At 74.6% G+C, this 19,855-nt stretch carries 7 protein-coding genes; all 7 read left to right on the forward strand.

Going from position 1 to position 19,855, the window contains the following annotated elements; all coding sequences use genetic code 11:
* Positions 1 to 349: 349 nt before the first annotated feature.
* On the forward strand, positions 350 to 1,828 hold the full coding sequence (locus AB0J71_RS47040) for a thioesterase domain-containing protein (protein WP_352329761.1): 1,479 nt from the start codon (positions 350 to 352) through the stop codon (positions 1,826 to 1,828).
* Positions 1,825 to 6,438 (forward strand): amino acid adenylation domain-containing protein, encoded by a 4,614-nt coding sequence (locus AB0J71_RS47045; RefSeq protein WP_364420778.1) that lies wholly within the window; start codon positions 1,825 to 1,827, stop codon positions 6,436 to 6,438. The genes AB0J71_RS47040 and AB0J71_RS47045 overlap by 4 nt, the downstream gene beginning before the upstream one ends.
* A complete protein-coding gene (locus AB0J71_RS47050; RefSeq protein ID WP_364420780.1) occupies positions 6,435 to 11,876 on the forward strand; it encodes an SDR family NAD(P)-dependent oxidoreductase in 5,442 nt (1,813 codons plus the stop codon). Before AB0J71_RS47045 ends, AB0J71_RS47050 begins: the two co-directional genes overlap by 4 nt.
* Positions 11,873 to 12,100 carry an MbtH family NRPS accessory protein gene (locus AB0J71_RS47055; RefSeq protein ID WP_352323364.1) on the forward strand — a complete coding sequence of 76 codons (228 nt, stop codon included), beginning with the start codon at positions 11,873 to 11,875 and terminating at the stop codon, positions 12,098 to 12,100. Before AB0J71_RS47050 ends, AB0J71_RS47055 begins: the two co-directional genes overlap by 4 nt.
* On the forward strand, positions 12,093 to 15,233 hold the full coding sequence (locus tag AB0J71_RS47060) for an amino acid adenylation domain-containing protein (RefSeq protein WP_364420782.1): 3,141 nt from the start codon (positions 12,093 to 12,095) through the stop codon (positions 15,231 to 15,233). Before AB0J71_RS47055 ends, AB0J71_RS47060 begins: the two co-directional genes overlap by 8 nt.
* Complete coding sequence (locus AB0J71_RS47065; protein WP_364420784.1) at positions 15,230 to 18,358, forward strand: amino acid adenylation domain-containing protein; 3,129 nt, start codon at positions 15,230 to 15,232, stop codon at positions 18,356 to 18,358. Before AB0J71_RS47060 ends, AB0J71_RS47065 begins: the two co-directional genes overlap by 4 nt.
* Positions 18,351 to 19,855: condensation domain-containing protein (locus tag AB0J71_RS47070; RefSeq protein ID WP_364420786.1), on the forward strand; the 1,505-nt coding region annotated here is incomplete at its 3' end. The genes AB0J71_RS47065 and AB0J71_RS47070, both read left to right, overlap by 8 nt.

The following is a 19,855-nucleotide window of genomic DNA, read 5'->3' on the forward strand; positions in this document are numbered from 1 at the left end:
CGAAATCCTAATTACGGGCATTCCATAGAGGGACAAGATCATCACAGAGGGTGGCAGAATCCCAGGACGCGAGCACCGGCGGAGATCATCGGCCCAGCCGGGGAGGTCCACCGTCCGTAGACAGACCCGCCGGAAGCGGGTTTTGTCGATGCCCGAAACCAGCATTCCATCATTGGTTTAAATTTCATCCCTTGACTGACTTTCGGACAAAATAATAGGAATGGCGTGGCTTCAGCCGTGAGCCGCCCCTCGCCAGGTCGAACCCTGACGAGCGGCCCATATTTCCTGCTGCCCGCGCGACGACTTCGCCCGGCGCGGCAGACCTGCCGGAGGGTGACTTCGCGTCGCGATGCCAGAAGAACAGCCGCTGTCCGAGACACCGTTCGCCTCGCTGACGCGATACCCGCCCGGCGCTCGGACCCTCTTCTGCCTCCCCTACGCCGGTGGGGACGTCACCGCCTTCTGGGCGTGGCGGCAGGCGTTCGACGGCGTCCTGGACGTGCGGGTGGCCATGCTGCCCGGCCGGGAGGGCCGGGTGGCCGAGCCCGGCGCCCTGTCCCCTGAGCTGATCGCGCGGTCCGTCGCCGCCGCCGTCGACCGGGAGCGCAGGCCGTACTCGATCTACGGGCACAGCATGGGCGGCCGGGTCGCCTTCGAGGTGGTCCGCGAGCTGCGGCGGCTCGGCGTGCGGGCGCCCGACTGCCTCTACGTCGGCGCCGCGCACCCGCCGGAGCGCCAGGAGACGCTGGGACGGTGGACGGGCCTGGGCGACGAGGACCTGGTCGACGAGCTGATCCTGCGGCTCGGCGCGCCCGCGGAGTTACGCACGCAGCCCGAGGTCAAGGCCCTGCTCATCCCCGCCCTGCGCACGGACATGGAGTGGCTGCGCCGCTACCGCTTCACCCGCCAGGAACCCCTGGACGTGCCCATCGTCGCCTTCGCTGGCGCGCACGACCAGGAGGTCACCCACCCGACGATGCTCGCCTGGGCCCGCCACACCTCCTCGGCCTTCCGCCTGCACACGCTCGACGCCGCGCACCTCTTCCTCGCCACGCACGGTGCGGAGGTGGCGCGGACGATCGCGGCCGGCCCCGAGCGGAGCCTGGCCGCGGACGAGGTGCACGTGTGGCTGGCCGACCTCGACGGGCTGCCCGAGATGTGCGCGGCCCTCGACGAGCTGTCGCCCCGGGAGGCGGCGCGGGCGGCCCGGTTCCGGCAGGAGGACGGCCGGCGCGGGTTCGTCGGCAGGTCGGTGCTGCTGCGGCGGCTGCTCAGGGAGTACGGGGTCGAGCCGGGCCTCGCCGAGCCGCCCGGCCGGTCCGGCGGCCTGCCGTACGGCGGGACCGAGCTGACCTACAGCGTCACCCGGTCGGGCGGCCTGGCGCTGGTCGCGCTGACGACCGGCCGGGAGGTGGGCGCCGGCCTGGAGCGCTTCCGCCCGCCGGCGGACGAGCAGACGTTCTTCGAGCGGATGCTGGACGAGCGGGAGCGCGACGAGTTCGCCGCGCTGCCCGAGGAACTGCGGTTGCACAGCGCGTTGCGCACGTGGACGGCCAAGGAGGCGCTGCTGAAGGCGTCCGGTGGCGGGCTGCGGGTGGATCCGGCGCGGTTCGGGTTCGCCGGGCAGCGTCCGGGCCGGCCGTGGGTGCCGGAGGCGTCCCCCGAAGCAGGTGCCGAGGCGGAGTGGCTGGCGGGGTGGCGGGTGACGCACCTGCCGCTGGGCCGGGCGATCGCCGCGATCGCCGTGCGGGCGCCGGGCTTCCTGCTGCGTTTCGAGACGGTACGGGCAGGCCGGCTGGTACGGCCGGGTGTGGAGGCCGCAGGATGACACTCCTCAGCAGTCTGATCACGGCTCAGGCCGCGCGGACCCCGGACGCCCCGGCGGTCCGGCAGTGGGAGAACGTGCTCACCTACGCCGAGCTGGTCGAGCGGGCGTGGGCGCTGGCGGGCCGGCTGCGCGAGCTCGGCGTCGGGCCGGAGGCGCGGGTGGGGCTGTGCACCCGCCGCACCCCGCTGATGCCGGTGGCGGTGCTGGCCGTGCATCTGGCGGGCGGGGCGTACGTGCCGCTGGACCCGGGGCATCCGCGCCAGCGGCTGGAGGAGGTGCTGGAGGACGCCGGGATCGCGGTGGTCGTCGTGGACGAACGCGGCCACGAGCTCCTGGACGGCTGCGCCGCCACGCTCGTCGACGCCTTCCAGCCGGGGCCGGCCGAACCTCAGGAGAGCGGCGCCGTCGCGGGCAACGCGGCGTGGGTGATCTACACCTCCGGTTCCACCGGACGGCCCAAGGGCGTAGTGGTGAGCCACGCCAACGCGGTCTTCTTCGTCACCGCGACCGTCGCGCGCTTCGGCCTGGACGCGACCTGCAGCTCGATGGCCTTCTCCGCGGTCGGCTTCGACGCCTCGATCATGGACATGGTGCTCCCGCTGACCGTCGGCGGCTGCGTGCAGCTCGTGCCGGACGAGGACCGCGTGGACCCGGCCCGGTTGCAGCACTTCCTGGAGCGGCACGACGTCACCTGGGGCTACCTCCCGCCCGCGCTGCTGCCGCTGGTGGACCCGAGCCGGCTGCCGCACCTGCGGGACGTGGTGACGGCGGGCGAGCCGCCCCCGCCCGAGCAGGTGGCCCGCTGGTCGGCGCACACCCGGTTCCACAACCTGTACGGCCCGACCGAGCTGACCGTCGTCGTGGTGGGCGGCGAGTTCCACGGCGTGTGGGAGCGTCCGCTGCCGATCGGCCGGCCGTTGAGCGGCTGCCGGGCGTACATCGTGGACGAGGACATGAACCAGTGCCCGCCGGGCGTCCCCGGCGAGCTGCTGGTCGGCGGGCCGCAGGTCAGCCGCGGCTACCTGGACCGGCCCGCGCTGACGGCCGAGCGGTTCGTGCCCGACCCCTTCTCGGACGAGCCGGGTGCGCGGCTGTACCGGACCGGCGACCACGTGGCGTGGCAGGAGGACGGCCAGATCGCGTTCATGGGCCGCCTCGACCGCCAGGTGAAGGTCCAGGGGCAGCGCGTGGAGATCGGCGAGGTGGAGACGACGCTGCGCGCCCATCCCGGGGTGCGGCAGGCGGTGGTGGACTTCGCGGGCGAGCTGGTCGCCTACGTGACGCCCGAGGACGCGCCCGACCTGGCCGCCCTGCGCGAGGACCTGGCGGTGCGGCTGCCGCCGTACATGCTGCCGACCAGGCTGGTCCGGCTGCCGCTGCTCCCGCTGAACGCCTCGGGCAAGGTGGACCTCGCCGCCCTGCGGGCGCAGTCGCAGCGGGAGCGGGGAACGGCGAGCGGGCTGGCCGGGATCTGGGCGCGGGTGCTGGAGGCGCCCGTCCCGGACGACGAGGACGACTTCTTCCAGCGCGGCGGCCACTCGCTGCGGGCCATGCGCCTGGTGGCCGCGGTACGCGCGGAGCTGGGCCGGGTGGTCTCGGTCCAGGACGTGTACGAGGGCCGGACCTACGGCGCGCTGCGCGCGCTCGTGGCGGACGCGGAGCGGGCCTCCGCCGCCGCGCCGCCCACCGGCAGCCCGGCCGCGTTCTCCCCCGCCCAGCGCCGGATGTGGTTCGTCGAGCAGCTGGCGCCCGAGTCGGCCGCGCACAACATCGCGATGGCCGAGCGGATCAGGGGCCCGCTCGACGTCGCCGCGCTGCGGCGGGCGCTCACCGCCGTGGTGGCGGCCCACGAGGCGCTGCGCTGGCGGGTGGCCTCGCGCGACGGGATCCCCGACGTGACGGTGGCGCCGCCGGGCGAGGTGCCGCTGCCGATCGACGACCTCTCCCCCGCCGAGCTGGACGCGGCGCTGCAGAAGGAGGCGCGGGAACGGTTCGACCTGGCCGCCGGGCCGCTGTTCCGGGCCCGGCTGCTCCGGCTGGCCCCCGGCGAGCACGTGCTCTGCCTGACCGCGCACCACCTGGTGTTCGACGGCTGGTCGCAGGACGTGCTCTTCCGCGGCCTGTCGGCCGCCTACCGCGGCGAGCCGGTCGAGGCGGGCGAGCACACGTTCGCCGACTACGTGCGCTGGCTGCGCGCGAACGGCGACGCCCAGGCGCTGGGCTGGTGGCGCGAGCGCCTGCAGGACGCCCCGCTGGTGCTGGACCTGCCCAGGGACGCGCCCAGGCCGCCCGCGCAGACCTTCCGCGGCGCCGCCGTCCGGGGCGAGGTGGACGCGGAACTGGCCGGCCGGGTGGCCGAGCTGGCGGCGGAACTCGGCACCACCCCGTACGCGGTGCTGCTGGCCGCCTTCGGACGCCGCCTGGCCACCCTCGCCGGACGGGACGACCTGGTGGTGGGCGCGGCCTACGCCGACCGGCCGCACGTGGCGTTCGAGTCGCTGGTGGGGATGTGCGTGCAGGTCCTGCCGCTGCGGCTGCGCCCCCGGGGCGACTTCGCCGGGCAGGTGACGGCGTGCGCGGCCGAGCTGAACGCGGCGATCAGGCACCGGGACGTGCCGCTCGGGCAGCTGCTGGAGTCGCTGCGGCTGCCGCGCGACCTGAGCCGCAACCCGATCACGCAGGTCATGTTCAACATGTACAACTTCGCGCAGGCCCATCTGGACCTGGACGGCTGCGTCAGCGAGACGCTGCGGCCGGGGCTGCCCGGGGCGCTGTTCGACCTGACGATGTACGTGGGCGAGCAGCGCGGCGGTTACGCGCTGGAGCTGGTCTACAACCCCGACCTGTTCTCCGCCGAGCGCATGACGGCGCTGGTCGACGGCTATGTCGAGCTGCTCGGCGACGTGCTGACCGGACAGGCGCGCCCCGAGCCCCCCGACGCCGCGCTGCCGGCCTGGGACGGGCCCGGCCTGCTGGAGCTGGCCGGCGACGCGCACGCCGGGGCACGGCGGCGGACCGAGGCGGCGCTGCGGAGCGCGGGGGTCGAGCCGGGGGCCGTGGTGGCCGTCGTCGCCTCCCGGGTGCCCGAGCTGCCGGGGGTCCTGCTCGGCGTGCTGGCGGCGGGGGCACGGTGGGTGGTGATCGACTCGGCCTATCCTCCGGCCGTCCAGGAGCGGCAGATCGCCGCCGCGGGAGCGCGGGCGGTCCTGCGGGACGACGGGATCGAGCTGCGCGAGGGCGGCGCCCTGCTGCCGGGTCCCGGCTACCTCTCGATGACCTCGGGCACCACGGGCGACCCCAAGGCGGTCGTCACCGGCGAGCGGCCGCTGGCCCATTTCCTGTCCTGGTACGTCCGCACCTTCGCCGTCGGGCCGCACGACCGGTTCGCGCTGCTGCACGGGCCGGCCCACGATCCGGCGCTGCGCGACATGTTCGTGCCGGCCGTGGCGGGCGCCGAGCTGTTCGTGCCCGAGCACGAGCTGGTCCGCGACCCCGGCAAGCTCGTCACCTGGCTGCGCGAGCACGCGATCACCGTCCTGCACCTGACGCCGCAGCTCGCGGCGATGCTGGCGGCCACCGGCGGCACGCTGCCCGACGTGCGGCTGGCCGGCGTGGGCGGCGACCTGTTCACCGGCGTCCAGGCGGCCCGGCTGCGCGAGCTCGTGCCCGATGCCCGGATCGTCGCCTTCTACGGCACGACCGAGACGCCGCAGGCGCACGCGTGGCACGAGCTCGCGGAGCCGTACCCGGAGGTCGTGCCGATCGGGCGGCCCGTCGAGGGCAGCGAGATCATCGTGGTGACGCCGGACGGCAGGCGGGCCGGTGTGGGCGAGCTCGGCGAGGTGGTCGTCCGCAGCCGCCACCTGTCCGACGGCTACCTGGATCCGGCGCTGACCGGCCGGCGCTTCGCCGGCGACCGGTTCCGCACCGGCGACCTCGGCCGGCGCAACCCCGACGGCACGATCACCCCGGCGGGGCGCGCCGACGACCAGGTGAAGGTGCGCGGCTTCCGGGTCGAGCTGGGCGAGGTGGAGGCCGCGCTCGCCGCCTGCCGGGACGTGCGCGCCGCCGCGGCCAGGGTCGAGGGCGGCACGCTCATCGGCTACGTGGTGCCCGCCCGGCCCGGCCTGGCGGCGCACCGCCTCCTGGACGAGCTGCGCGGCGCGCTGCCCGAGCACGCCGTCCCCAGCGAGGTGGTGGCACTGCCCGCGCTGCCGCTGACGCCCAACGGCAAGGTGGACCGCGCCGCGCTGCGCGGCCGGCCGGTCGAGCAGCCGAAGGCCGCCGGCGGCGGCCTCGACGGCCCCACCCAGAAGACGGTCGCCCAGGTGTGGCGCGCCGTGCTGGGCGTGCCGCGGCTCGGCCCCGACGACAACTTCTTCGAGATCGGCGGCCATTCGCTGGCCGTGGCGGCGGTGCAGGCCCGGCTGCGGGCGGCGACCGGCCGCGAGATCCCGATCACGGAGCTGTTCAGGCATCCCACGATCCGGACGCTGGCCGCTCATCTCGATGGCGCGGGCGGCAGTCCGGGGCTGGACCGGGCGGCACGCCGCCTGGCCTCACGGCGAGACAGGTTGAGGAACCGCAACGAGAAGGGGATTGCCCCATGACGGACGAGCCCACGGCCGAGCCGATCGCGATCATCGGCTTGTCGTGCCGAGTCCCGGGAGCGGGTGACGCGCAGCAGTTCTGGCGCAACCTCGCCGACGGCGTCGAGTCGCTGACCACGTACACCCTGGAGGAGCAACGGGCGCTGGGCACGGCGGAGAGCCTGCTGGCCGACCCGAACTTCGTGCCGGCCGCCATGACGCTGGACGACTACGAGGGCTTCGACGCGGCGTTCTTCGGCATGTCGATCAGGGAGGCCGAGGTCCGCGACCCGCAGCACCGGCTGTTCCTGGAGCTGTCGCACACGGCGCTGGAGGACGCGGGCTACGACCCGTTCCGCTACCCGGGCGAGATCGGCGTCTACGCCGGGACCGGGACGGACACCTACCAGTGGCGCAACATCCGCAGCAACGCCCAGGCCCACAAGAACGCCGGCTGGCTGGCGGTCATGGTGGGCAACCACGTCGACTACTGCGCCACCCTCACCTCCTACAAGCTCGACCTGCGCGGCCCCAGCTACACCGTGCACACCGCGTGCTCGACCGCGCTGGTGGCCTTCCACATCGCGTGCGAGGCGCTGCGCAACGGCGAATGCGACATGGCGCTGGCCGGCGCGGCCATGCTGGACCTGCCGCAGGGCGAGGGCTACATCTACGACCAGGACGGCATCGTCTCCCCCGACGGGCACACCCGTTCCTTCGACGCCGACGCCGGCGGCACGACCTGGGGCAGCGGCGGCGGCGTCCTGGTGCTGAAGCGGCTGTCGGAGGCGATCGAGGACCGCGACAACATCCGCGCGGTGGTCCTGGGCAACGCGATCAACAACGACGGCGCGGGCAAGGTCGGCTTCTCCGCGCCCAGCCTGGACGGCCAGGCCGCGGTCATCGCGCAGGCGCTGGGCGTCGGCGGCGTGGACCCCCGTACGGTCACCTACGTCGAGGCGCACGGCACCGGCACGGCGCTCGGCGACCCGATCGAGGTGGCCGCGCTGTCCAGCGTGTTCGCCCAGCACACGAGCGACACCCAGTGGTGCGGCATCGGCTCGGTCAAGAGCAACATCGGCCACCTCGGCCAGTCGGCCGGCATCCCCAGCCTGGTCAAGACGGTGCTGGCGCTGGAGAACAAGCTGATCCCGCCGACGTTGCACTTCAAGAGCCCCAACCCGAAGATCGACTTCCCGTCGAGCCCGTTCTACGTCGTCTCCTCGCCGACGAAGTGGGAGCGCGACGAGTTCCCGCGCCGCGCGGGCGTCAGCTCGTTCGGCATCGGCGGCACGAACGCGCACGCCGTGCTGGAGGAGGCCCCGCCGCGCCCTTCGCTGCCCCGTGAGCGGCCCGCGCACCTGCTGAAGCTGTCGGCCAGGACGGAGTCCGCGCTGGCCGCGGCGCGCGAACGGCTGGCCGCGCACCTGGCCGCGCACCCCGAGACGGACCTGGCCGACGCCGCGTTCACGCTGCGCGTGGGCCGCCGGGAGCTCAAGCACCGGGCCGTCGTCGTCGCCACCTCGCCGGGCGACGCGGTGGCCGCGCTGTCCGACCCCAGGCGGATCGTCACCGGCGCCAAGCCGAAGCGGCCGCCGCAGGTGGCCTTCCTCTTCTCCGGTCAGGGCGCCCAGTACGGCGGCATGGCCGCGGAGCTGTACCGCAACGAGCCGATCTTCCGCGAGGCGGTCGACGAGTGCGCGGCCGTCCTGGACGTGCGCGACCAGATCTTCGCCACCGGCGAGGAGGCGGACGAGGCGCTGCGGCAGACCTCCCTCACCCAGCCCGCCCTGTTCACCGTCGAGTACGCGCTGGCCAGGCTCTGGCTCTCGCTGGGCGTCGAGCCCGCCGCGATGATCGGCCACAGCATCGGCGAGTACGCGGCGGCCACCGTCGCCGGCGTCTTCACCCTGCCCGACGCGATGCGGCTGGTCGCGGCGCGCGGCCGGCTGATCCAGGCGCTGCCGCCGGGTTCCATGCTGGCCGTGCAGCTCATGCCCGACGAGATCGCGCCGATGCTGCCCGACGACGTCTCCGTGGCCACCGTCAACGGCCCCGGCACGTGCGTCGTGTCCGGCCCGTCGGAGTCGATCGCGGAGCTGGCCGAGATGCTGGAGGAGGAGGGCATCGGCTGCACCCGGCTGCGCACCTCGCACGCCTTCCACTCGGCGATGATGGAGCCGATGCTGCGCGAGTTCCGCGAGCTGGTCGCGGCGGCCCGCCCGGCCGCGCCGAGCCTGCCGTTCCTGTCCAACGTAACCGGCACCTGGATCACCGCCGCGGAGGCCACCGACCCGTCCTACTGGGCCAGGCACGTGCGCGAACCGGTCCGCTTCGGCGACTGCGTCTCGACGCTCCTGGCCGACGGCGAATGGATCATGATCGAGTGCGGGCCGGGCCGGCAGCTGTGCGGCCTGGCCGGCACCCAGCTGGCCGCCGGCGCGATCGCCCCGCTGCCGTCGCTGCCCGGCCCGCGCGACCGGGCCGGCGACGTCGCGGTCCTCTCGCAGGCCGTGGGCGCGCTGTGGGTGCACGGCATCGAGCTGAACGACTTCGGCGCCCCCGGCTTCCGCGTCTCGCTGCCGGGCTACCCGTGGGAGCGGCAGCGCGCCTGGATCGACCCCGACCCGCAGGGCGCCTTCGCCGGCGGCGTCGCCCGTCCGCAGCAGGCCGACGGCCCCCTGCCGCCCGAGCGGTGGTACGGCGTGCCCGTCTGGCACCAGGCGCCGGCCCGTCCGGGGACTCCGTCGCCGGTCACGCGCTGCCTGGCCTTCGTGGACGAGGACTCGGCCGCGCTGGCCGACGCGCTGCGCGCCTCCGGGGCCGAGGTGCTGGAGGTGCGGCCGGGTGCCGCGTTCGGCGCCTTCGACGGGCACTTCACGGTGCGGCCGGCCGTACGGGAGGACTACGACGCGCTGCTGGAGGCGGTCGGCGAGATCCCCGAGCGGATCGTGCACGCCTGGGCCCTCACCGGCGGCGAGCAGGCGTGGGCGGCGCAGGACCGCGGCTTCTTCGGCGTCCTGGGTCTCGTGCAGGCGCTGTCGGCGGCCCAGCCGCCGGGCGGCGTGCAGCTCGACCTGGTGACCGCGGGCACGATGGACGTCGTCGGCGGCGACCTGACCCGGCCGGAGCACGCGACGCTGGCGGCCTTCGCCCGGGTCGTCCCGCTGGAGACGCCGTGGCTGCGCGTCCGCCACATCGACGCGCCGGACGGGGACACGAACCGGGCGGCGGCGGTGCTAAGCATCGCCGCCGAGCTGGGCCGCGCGCCGGAGCCGGGCGAGGCCGGGCTGCTGGCCCCGGTCGCCCTGCGCGGCGGCAAGCGCTGGCTGCTCGGATACGAGCAGGTGGAGGTGGACAGCGAGCCGGGCGAGCCGCGCGACGGCCAGGTGTACGTGATCACCGGCGGCCTGGGCGGCATCGGCATCTCGCTGGCCGAGGACCTGGCGGCGCGGGCCCGCGTCGGCATCGTCCTGCTGTCCAGGAGCGGGCTGCCCGAAGGCCCGCCGCGGTCGGCCCGCGAGGCGCGCGCCGCCGAGGCGATCGGCCGGATGGAGGCCGCCGGGGCGCGGGTGCTGACCCTGGCCGCCGACGTGACCGACCCGGCGGACATGCGCCGGGTCAGGGACGAGACGCTGGCCGCCTTCGGCCGGGTGGACGTGCTCGTGCACGCGGCCGGCCTGCCCGGCGGCGGCATGGCCCAGGTCAAGGAGCGGGAGGCGGCCGAGGCCGTGCTGCGGCCCAAGCTGCTCGGCACGCTGGCGCTGCAGGAGGCGTTCGGCGACCTGGAGCTGGAGGCCGTGGTGCTCTGCTCGTCGATCACCGCGGTGGCCGGCGGGTTCGGCCAGATCGACTACTGCGCGGCCAACAACTTCCTCGACGCGCACGCCCGCGCCGGACGAGGCTGGAACGCCGCCCAGGTCGTCAGCGTCAACTGGGGCAGGTGGCTGGAAGTCGGCATGGCGGTGGAGACCGCGGCGCCCGCCGGATTCGTCGCGTTGCAGCGCGGCGACCGGATCAAGGCGCTCGACCACCCGGTCCTCGACGCGCGGCACGCCGGGGAGATCGGCGGGCTCGACTGGTGCAGCGGCACGCTCTCGCCCGGCACGCACTGGGTGCTGGACGAGCACCGCATCGCCGACGTGCCGGTGCTGCCCGGCACCGGCCACGTCGAGCTGGCCAGGACGGCCGCCGAGGCGGTGCTGCCCGGCGGCGGGCTGGTCGAGCTGCGGGACGTGGTGTTCGTCGAACCGCTGTCGGTGGCCGACGGCGCGACCGCCGAGGTACGGGTGCTCTTCACCCCGGAGGCGGACGGCGCCGACTTCCAGGTGCAGAGCATCATCGGCGGCTCGCACCGCACCCACGCCAGGGGCACCGCGGCCAAGGTGAGCCCGCCGCCCGCCGACCGGGTGGACCTGCGCGCCATCATGGACCGCTGCGTGTCCTCGGCGGACGAGCAGGGCGGCGTCCCGCTGTCGGGCCTGCTCACGCTGGGCGCGCACTGGCACCGGACGCTGACCGCCACGCATGTCGGCCGGCAGGAGGCGCTCGGCCTGTTCGAGGCCAACGACGCGCTGATGGCCGACCTCGACCGGTGGGGGCTGCACCCGGCGCTGCTCGACGCCGCCACCACCTTCAGCTGGGTCGCGGTCGAGGGCCACTACCTGCCGCTCGGCTACGGCCGCATCACCGTCTTCGGCAGCCTGCCGGAGGCGTTCTGGAGCCATCTGCGCATCACCAGCACCGACACCGACGAGGTGCTGGTCGTCGACGTCACGTTGATCGCGCCCGACGGCACGGTGCTGGTGCAGATCTCCGACTACGTGCTGCGCAGGATCGACACCGAGGCCGTGGTCTCCGGGGTGCGCTCCAGCGCCGGGTCCCAGGTCGCCGCCCCGGCCGCGGCCACGTCCACGGCGGCGACGGCAGCGCCGATCGCGGCCGACGACGCGGCCGGCATCAGGCCGGCCGACGGGGCGCTCTCCCTGCGCAGGCTGCTCGCCGCCCCGCTCGGCCCCCAGGTCGTGGTGGCGGCCAGCACGGTGGCCGAGCTCGTCGCCGGCGTCGGCTCGCTGACCCAGGAGACCGTCGAGAGCGAGCTCGATCCGGCGGCGGTCGCCGACCGGCACGACAAGGCGCCCGCCGAGGGCTACGTCGCGCCGCGCAACGACGCCGAGGCCACCATCGCCCGCCTGTGGGGCGAGGTGCTCGGCGGCGACCACATCGGCGTCGACGACGACTTCTTCGAGCTGGGCGGCAACTCGCTCATCGCGGTCCAGCTGATCGCCCTGATCCGCAAGGAGCTGGGGGTCCGGCTGCCGATGCGCAACCTCTTCGAGGAGCCGACCGTGGCCGGGGTCGCGGCCCTGATCGACGCCGCCACGGCTTCGGCCCCCGAGCCCGCTCCTTCCGGGCCCGCCACCCAGACCATCCCCCGCCTCCCCCGGAGTTCCGCATGAGCACAGAGACCAGCACAGAGAACAGCACAGAAACCAGCGCAGACACCAAGGTCGTACGCAACGACGAGGAGCAGTACTCCATCTGGCCCGCCGGCCGGGACAACCCCTCCGGCTGGTACGACGCCGGTTTCTCCGGCACCAAGGAAGCCTGTCTGGCGCACATCGAGCAGGTGTGGACCGACATGCGGCCGAAGAGTCTGCGAGAGGCCATGGACAGTGAGTGATGCCTTCCCCGCATCCTCCGGCCAGGAGCGGATGTGGTTCCTTTCACGCTTCGAGCCCGATCTGGCCGTCTACAACATCGGCATGGTCATGCCGATGGCGGCCAGGCAGCCGGTGGACCCCCGCCGGCTGGAGCGGGCGATCGATCTGGTCGTGCGGCGTCATGAGGCGCTGCGCACCACGTTCGACTTCCGGGACGGGCAGGTCGTGCAGATCGTCCACCCCGGCGCGCCGCCCACGGCGCTGACCGAGACGGACCTGAGCCACCTTCCGCGGGCCGCCGCCGAGGCGGAGCTGGCCCGCCTGGCCAGGGCGGACGCGGTGCTGCCGTTCGACATGGAACGGGCGCCGCTGTACCGCGGCAGGCACGTCAAGCTGGCCGAGGACGACCTGCGGCTGGTTGTCGTCTTCGACCACACGATCTTCGACGGCGTCTCCTCCATGGTCTTCATGGACGAGGTGGAGGAGTGTTACGACGCGCTCGGCGAGGACCGGCCGCCGAAGCTGCCCGAGCTGCCGATCCAGTTCGCCGACTTCGCCGTGTGGCAGCGCGGCAGGTTGTCCGGCGAGTTCCTGGAGACCGAGCTGGTGCACTGGCGCGAGCGGCTGGCCGGGGTGCCGGCCGATCTCGCCCTGCCGGGCGACCGGCCGCGGCCGGCCCGCCGCAGCTACCGGGGCGGGATCCGGCTCGGCGCCTACTCCCCCGAGCTGTCGGCGGCCGTGGAGCGGCTGGCCAAGGAGCTCAACACGACGTTGTTCACGGTGATGCTCACCGCGTACGCCGCCGTGTTGTCGCGCTGGTCGGGGATCGACGACATCGTGGTGGGCACGCCGGTCGCGGGCCGGCTGCTGCCCGAGACCGAGCCGGTCATCGGCATGTTCGTCAACGCGGTGCCGCTGCGCGTGGACCTGTCGGGCGCGCCCGGCTTCCGCGAGGCGGCCGGGCGCGTGCGGGCGACGGTGGCCGAGGCGCTGGACCATCAGGAGCTGCCGTTCGAGCGGCTCGTGGAGGACCTGCAACCGGCCCGGGACCTGAGCGTGCCGCCGATCTACCAGGTGATGTTCAACCTGGCGATCCGCACCAACGAGGGGCAGATCGCCAACGGCACCGCCAAGGTGGACCTCCAGCTCGACGTCAACATGCGCGACGGGGTGCTGCACACCCGGCTGGAGTACGCCACCGACCTGTTCGACGCCGAGACGATCGAACGCTTCGAGGCGAACCTGCGCACGCTGGTCGAGTCGGCCGCCGCCGACCCCGACCGGGCGGTCCCCGAGCTGCCCGTGCTCGACGCGGACGAGCGTGCGCGCGTGCTGGCCCTGGGGGACGGCGGGCCGCAGGCCGAGCCGGGCATCCTGCACACGTTGATCGAGGCCCGGGCCGCCGCGACCCCCGACGCGCCCGCGGTGCTCTTCGGCGACCTCACGCTGACCTACGCCGAGCTGAACGGCCGCGCCAACCGGCTGGCCCGGCGGTTGCGGCAGATCGGCGTGGAGCGCGGCCGGCCCGTGGCGGTCTGCGCGGAACGCTCGCCCGAGCTGGTCGTCGCGCTGCTGGCGGTGCTCAAGGCGGGCGGGGCGTACGTGCCGCTCGATCCGGAGTACCCGCGGGACCGGCTGGAGTTCATGCTGTCCGACTCCGGCGCGCGGGTGCTGCTCACCCAGCGCCACCTGCCGTCCTTCGGGCCGGTCGAGACGGTGCTGCTGGAGGACGACCACGACCTCGGCTCCGGCGACCTCGACCCGGTGACCGGGCCGGACGACGCCGCGTACCTGATCTACACCTCGGGCTCGACCGGCCGGCCGAAGGCCGTGGTCAACACCCATCGCGGCATCGTCAACCGGCTCGCCTGGATGCAGGAGACGTTCGGCCTGACGGCCGGCGACGTGGTGATGCAGAAGACGCCGACCAGCTTCGACGTGTCGGTGTGGGAGTTCTTCTGGCCGCTGCTGCAGGGCGCCTGCCTCGTCCCGGTGCGGCCGGGCGGCCACCGCGACCCCGCCCACCAGCGTGACCTGGTCAAGCGGCACGCGGTCACCACGATGCACTTCGTGCCGTCGATGCTCGCGCTCTTCCTGGAGGAGGCGAACATCGAGTCGTGCGCGTCGCTGCGGCGGGTGGTGTGCAGCGGCGAGGAGCTGCCGCCCAGGACGGCGGCCCGCTTCTTCGAGCGCCTGCCCGGCGTGGAGCTGCACAACCTGTACGGCCCCACCGAGGCCGCCGTGGACGTCTCCTGGCACGCCTGCCGGCCGGGCGAGACGGTGATCCCCATCGGCCGTCCGATGCCCGGCTGCCGTCTGCACGTGCTCGACGAGCGCCTGGAGCCGATGCCCGTCGGCGTGCCCGGCCAGCTGCACATCGGCGGCGTCCAGGTGGCCCGCGGCTACGCGGGACGGCCGGGGCTGACGGCCGAGCGCTTCGTCCCCGACCCGTACGGGCCGCCGGGGGCGCGGCTGTACGCCACCGGCGACCTGGCCAGGCTGCGCGCCGACGGGGAGCTGGAGTTCCTCGGCCGCATCGACGACCAGGTCAAGGTGCACGGCTGGCGGGTCGAGCTGGGCGAGGTCGAGGCGGCGCTGGCCGCGGACCCACGCGTGCGCGGGGTCGTCGTCGCCCTGCGCGACGACGCGCCGGGCGGCCGCGGGCTGGTGGCCTACGTGGACTGGACGGGCGATCCGAGCCGGTTGTCGCACGAGCTGCGGACCGGGCCGGCCCGCACGTTGCCGTCGGCGCTGGTGCCGCAGGCGTTCGTGCCGGTCACCGAGTTCCCCGTGGGGCCGAGCGGGAAGCTCGACCGGGCCGCGCTGCCGTCGCCCACCGGGCCCGGCCGCAGCGATCTCGGCACCAGCTACGTCGCGCCGGAGACGCCGCTGGAGGAGGAGCTGTGCGCGCTCTGGGGCGAGCTGCTCGGCCGTGACCGGGTGGGCGTCGAGGACGACTTCTTCGCGCTCGGCGGGCACTCGCTGCTGGCCGTCCTGCTGATCACCCGGTACCGGGAGGCGTACGGGATCGAGATGGACCTGCGGGTGTGCTTCGAGCTCACCACGGTGGCCGAGCACGCGCTGGCCGTGCTGGAACTCCAGCTCGGCGACGTCGAGCTGGACGATCTCCTGGCGGAGGACGCGGACGGATGAGCGAGGTGAGAGGGCGGCTGGCCCGCCTCAGCCCGGAGCAGCGCGCGGCGCTGGAGCGCAGGCTCCAGCGGCAGCCCAAGGCCCGGCCCGCCGGGATCCCCCCGCGCAGCGACCCGGACGCGCCGGCGCCGCTCTCCTACGGGCAGGAGCGGCTGTGGTTCCTGCAGCGGCTCGACCCCGCCGACGCCTCCTACAACATGTACATGGTGCAGCGGCTGCGCGGCGAGCTGTCCATCCGTGACCTGGCCGGGGCGCTGGCCACCGTGGCGGCGCGGCACCCGATGCTGCGGGCCCGCTTCCCCGCGGTGGAGGGCAGCCCGGTCCAGGTCGTGGAGCCGGCGCTGAAGCTCGATCCGGTGCTGGTGGACCTCACGGACCTGCCCGCCGCCGAACGCGAGGCGCGCGCCACGGCGATCGTGGCCGAGCTGACCAACACGCCGTTCGACCTGGCCACGGGGCCGCTGGTGCGGGTGCACCTGATCACGCTGGCGGCGACCGATCACGTGCTCTGCCTGGTCCTGCACCACCTGGTGGCGGACGGCTGGTCACTGAAGATCATCTTCTCGGAGCTGGCCGCCTGCTACACGGGGAACGCGGCCGGGCTGGGCGTGCCGTCGATCGACTACCGCGACTTCGCGGCCTGGCAGCGCGGCCGTGAGCCGTCGCGGGAGTCGCTGGACTACTGGCGCGCCAAGCTCGACGGCGTGCAGCCGCTCGACCTGCCCACGGACCGGCCGCGGCCGGCCGTACGGGTGGCCAGCGGCGACTACTGCGCGCGGCGCATCGGCCCCGAGCTGACCGCCCGGCTGGAGCAGCTGGCCAAGGACGAGCGCGGCACGCTGTTCATGGTCCTGCTGGCCGCCTACCAGCTCCTGCTGGGCGCGCACTGCGGCGCCGACGACCTGACGGTCGGCTCGGTCATCGCCGGCCGCGACCGTCCGGAGCTCCAGGACGTCGTCGGCTTCTTCCCCGAGACGCTCGTGCTGCGCGGGGACCTGTCCGGCGACCCGTCCTTCCGCACGCTGCTCGCGCGGACCAGGGCCACGGTCCTGGACGCGTTCGCGCACCAGGACATCCCCTTCGAACGCCTGCTCAACGACCTCGGCATCCGCCGCGACCTGAGCACGACGCCGCTGTTCCAGGCGATGTTCGTGATCCAGGACAAGGAGGCCGGCGCCCTGCCGCTGCCCGGCGTCGAGGCGGAGATGTTCGACCCGGGCGCGACCCAGGCCAAGTTCGACCTGATGCTGGACGTCACCCAGTTCGACGGCTCCCTCTGGGCGATGTTGTCCTACGCCCGCGACCTGTTCGAGGAGGAGACCGCGACGCGGTTGCTGCGGCGGTGGGAGCGGGTGCTGGAGGCGGTCGTGCGCGACCCGGGCACGCCGCTGTCCGCGCTGCGCGCGGCCATGCTGCTGCCCGAGGACCGGCCGCAGGTCCTCGACACCCCGCAGCCCCCCGCGCGCGACGTGCTCGACCTCTTCCAGGAGCGCGTACGGCTGGCGCCCGGCGCGACGGCGGTGAGCCACGGCGACCGCCGGGTCACCTACGCCGAGCTGGACGCCATGGCCGCCGCGCTGGCCGGACGCCTGGCCGCGGCCGGGGTCGGCCCGGACACGGTCGTCGGCCTGCGCGCCGGGCGCTCGGTGGAGCTGATCGCCGGGATGCTCGCCGTCGGCCGGGCGGGCGGCGCCTACCTGCCGCTCGACCCGGCGTACCCGCCGGAGCGGCTGCGGTGGATGTCGGCCGACGCGGGCGCGGCCCTGGTGCTGGACGAGGACGATCTCCGCGAGTCGCCGCAGGCGCCGCGCGCCGAGGCCGCGGGGCCTGGCTCGCTGGCCTACGTGATCTACACCTCGGGCTCGACCGGGCGTCCCAAGGGCGTGGAGGTGCCGCGTGAGGCGCTGGCGTCGCGGGTGGGCTGGATGCGCGGCCACTACGAGCTCGGGCCGGGCGACCGCGTCCTGCAGTTCGCCTCGCCGAGCTTCGACACGCACGCCGAGGAGATCTACCCGGCGCTGGCCGCCGGCGCGGAGCTCGTCCTGTGCCCGGACGAGCCGCTGCCGGACTTCCTGAAGACCCCGGAGGGCGCCGCGCTCACCGTGCTGGACCTGCCCACGTCGTACTGGCAGGAGCTGGTGGCCATGGGCGTCGAATGGCCGCCCGGCCTGCGGCTGGTCATCCTGGGCGCCGACCCGCTGCCCGGCCCCGCGCTGGCCGCCTGGTACGCGTCCGGCCCCCGGGGCGTGCGCCTGGTCAACAGCTACGGCCCCACCGAGGCCACGATCATCGCCGCCACCGCCGAGATGGACCCGTCCGAGGCGCTGCGCCGCCCGGCCGTGGGCGTCGCCCTGCCCGGCACCACGCTCCAGGTGCTGGGGCCCGACGGGCTCCCGGTGCCGGCCGGCGTCGCGGGCGAGCTGCACATCGGCGGCAGCGGCCTGGCCCGCGGCTACCGGGGCGCGCCCGCTCGCACGGCCGAGCGGTTCGTCCCCGGCCCCGGCGGGTCGCGCCTCTACCGCACCGGCGACCGGGCCCGCTTCCGCCTGGACGGCAGCCTGGAGATCCTCGGCCGCCTCGACCGGCAGGTGAAGGTGCGCGGTTACCGGGTCGAGCCGGGCGAGGTGGAGTCGGCGCTGCTCGCCCACCCGTCGGTGCGGCAGGCCACGGTGGTGGTCCACGACGACCGGCTGATCGCCTACGCCGTCCACGACGCCGGGGACGCCCTACGCGAGCACCTGGCCGCCGAGCTGCCCCCGCACATGGTGCCCAGCGCGATCGTCTCGCTCGACCGCATCCCGCTGACCCCCGGCGGCAAGGTCGACCGGGACGCCCTGCCCGCGCCGGGCCGGCCGCGCGGCGCCGCCTACGAGCCGCCGGCCGGCCCGGCCGAGGAGCTCGTCTGCCTGGTCTGGGCCGAGGTGCTGGGGCTGGAGCGGGTGGGCGTGCTGGACGACTTCTTCCAGCTCGGCGGCCACTCGCTGCTGGCCACCAGGACCACCGCCCGCATCGCCGCGGCCGTCGAGCTGGACGTGCCGCTCAAGCTGGCCTTCACCCACCCGACGCCACGCCTGCTGGCCGCGGCCCTGGAACACCTGGCCGAGGAGGCCGACGAGCGTGGATGAACGGCGAACCCGCGTGCAGGCCCGCTTCCGCAAGGCGGTCGCGGGCCTGGGCGCCGCGGAGCAGATCCCGCGACGTGCCGAGGGCAGCGATCCGCCGCTGTCGTTCGCGCAGGAGCGGCTGTGGTTCATGGAGCAGTTCGCCCCCGGGACGAGCGCGTACGTGCTGCCCGTGTCGGCCCGGCTGCGCGGCCCGCTCGACGTCGAACGGCTGCGGGAGTCGCTGGACGCCGTGGTCGCCCGGCACGAGAGCCTGCGCATGACCTTCCCCGCCGGCCCCGACGGGCGGCCGGAGGTGCGGGTGGCGGACCGGGTGCGGGTGCCACTGCGCGTCGTGGACGTGCCGGGCGAGGCGGCGGCCAGGCAGGTGCTGAGCGCCGACGCCGCACTCCCCTTCGAGCTGGCGGACGGCCCGCTGCTGCGCGCCACCCTGGTCCGGCTCGCGCCCGACGACCACGCGCTGCTGGTGGCGGTCCATCACATCGTCGCCGACGGCTGGTCGGCCGACCTCATCCTCCGCGAGCTGCTGACGCCGCCGCAGAGCGGGCCGCGGCTGGGTTTCGGCGACTACGCCCTGTGGCAGCGGGAGCGGTTGAGCGGCGACCGGCTGGCCGGCGACCTGGCGTTCTGGCGCGCCGAGCTGGACGGGTTGCAGGTGCTCGACCTGCCCCTGGACCGGCCGCGCCCGGCCCGGCAGACCTTCCGGGGCGGCTGGCACGACGTGGAGCTGGACGTGGCGGCGTTCCGCGAGTTGTGCCGGGCCGAGGGGGCGACGCTCTACATGGGGCTGCTCGCCGCCTTCCAGGTGCTGCTGGCCCGCTGGTCCGGCACGACCGGCTTCGCGGTGGGGTCGCCGGTGGCCGGACGGACCCGGCCGGAGTTCGAGGACATGGTCGGGCTGTTCGTCAACCTGCTCCCGCTGCGGGCGCGGCTGGCGGGCGCCCCCGGCTTCGCCGAGCTGCTGCGCCGCACGCGGGACGGCGCGATCGAGGTCTACGGCCACCAGGAGCTGCCCTTCGAGAAGCTGGTCGCCGAGCTGGACCCCGAACGCGACGTCAGCCGCCCGCCGCTGGTCCAGGTGCTGTTCGCGCTGCAGAGCTACCGCGGCGACGGCGAGGGCTTCGAGCCGGACAGCACGACCACCCGGTTCGACCTGGAGCTCTACGCCGCCGAGCGGGGCGAGTTGTTGCAGGGCCGCTTCGTCTACAACGCCGAGCTGTTCCGGCCGGAGACGATCGAGCGGCTGGCGCGGCGGTTCGCCGCGCTGTTGCGTGCGGTGGTGGCGTCCCCCGACGTGCCGGTGGGGCGTCTGGACATCCTGCCGGACGAGGAGCGGAAGCAGCTCGCGCGCTGGAACGCCACCGATCGGGAACATCCGGGCGGGACCCTGCACGACCTGGTCTTCGAGCAGGCCGAGCGCACTCCGGACGCGACGGCGGTCGTCTTCGAGGGCGACCGGCTGACCTACCGCGAGCTGGCCGAACGGGCCCGCGCGGTGGC

Origin of the sequence: Nonomuraea sp. NPDC049637 (assembly GCF_040675235.1) — a bacterium.
Taxonomy (GTDB): Bacteria; Actinomycetota; Actinomycetes; order Streptosporangiales; family Streptosporangiaceae; genus Nonomuraea.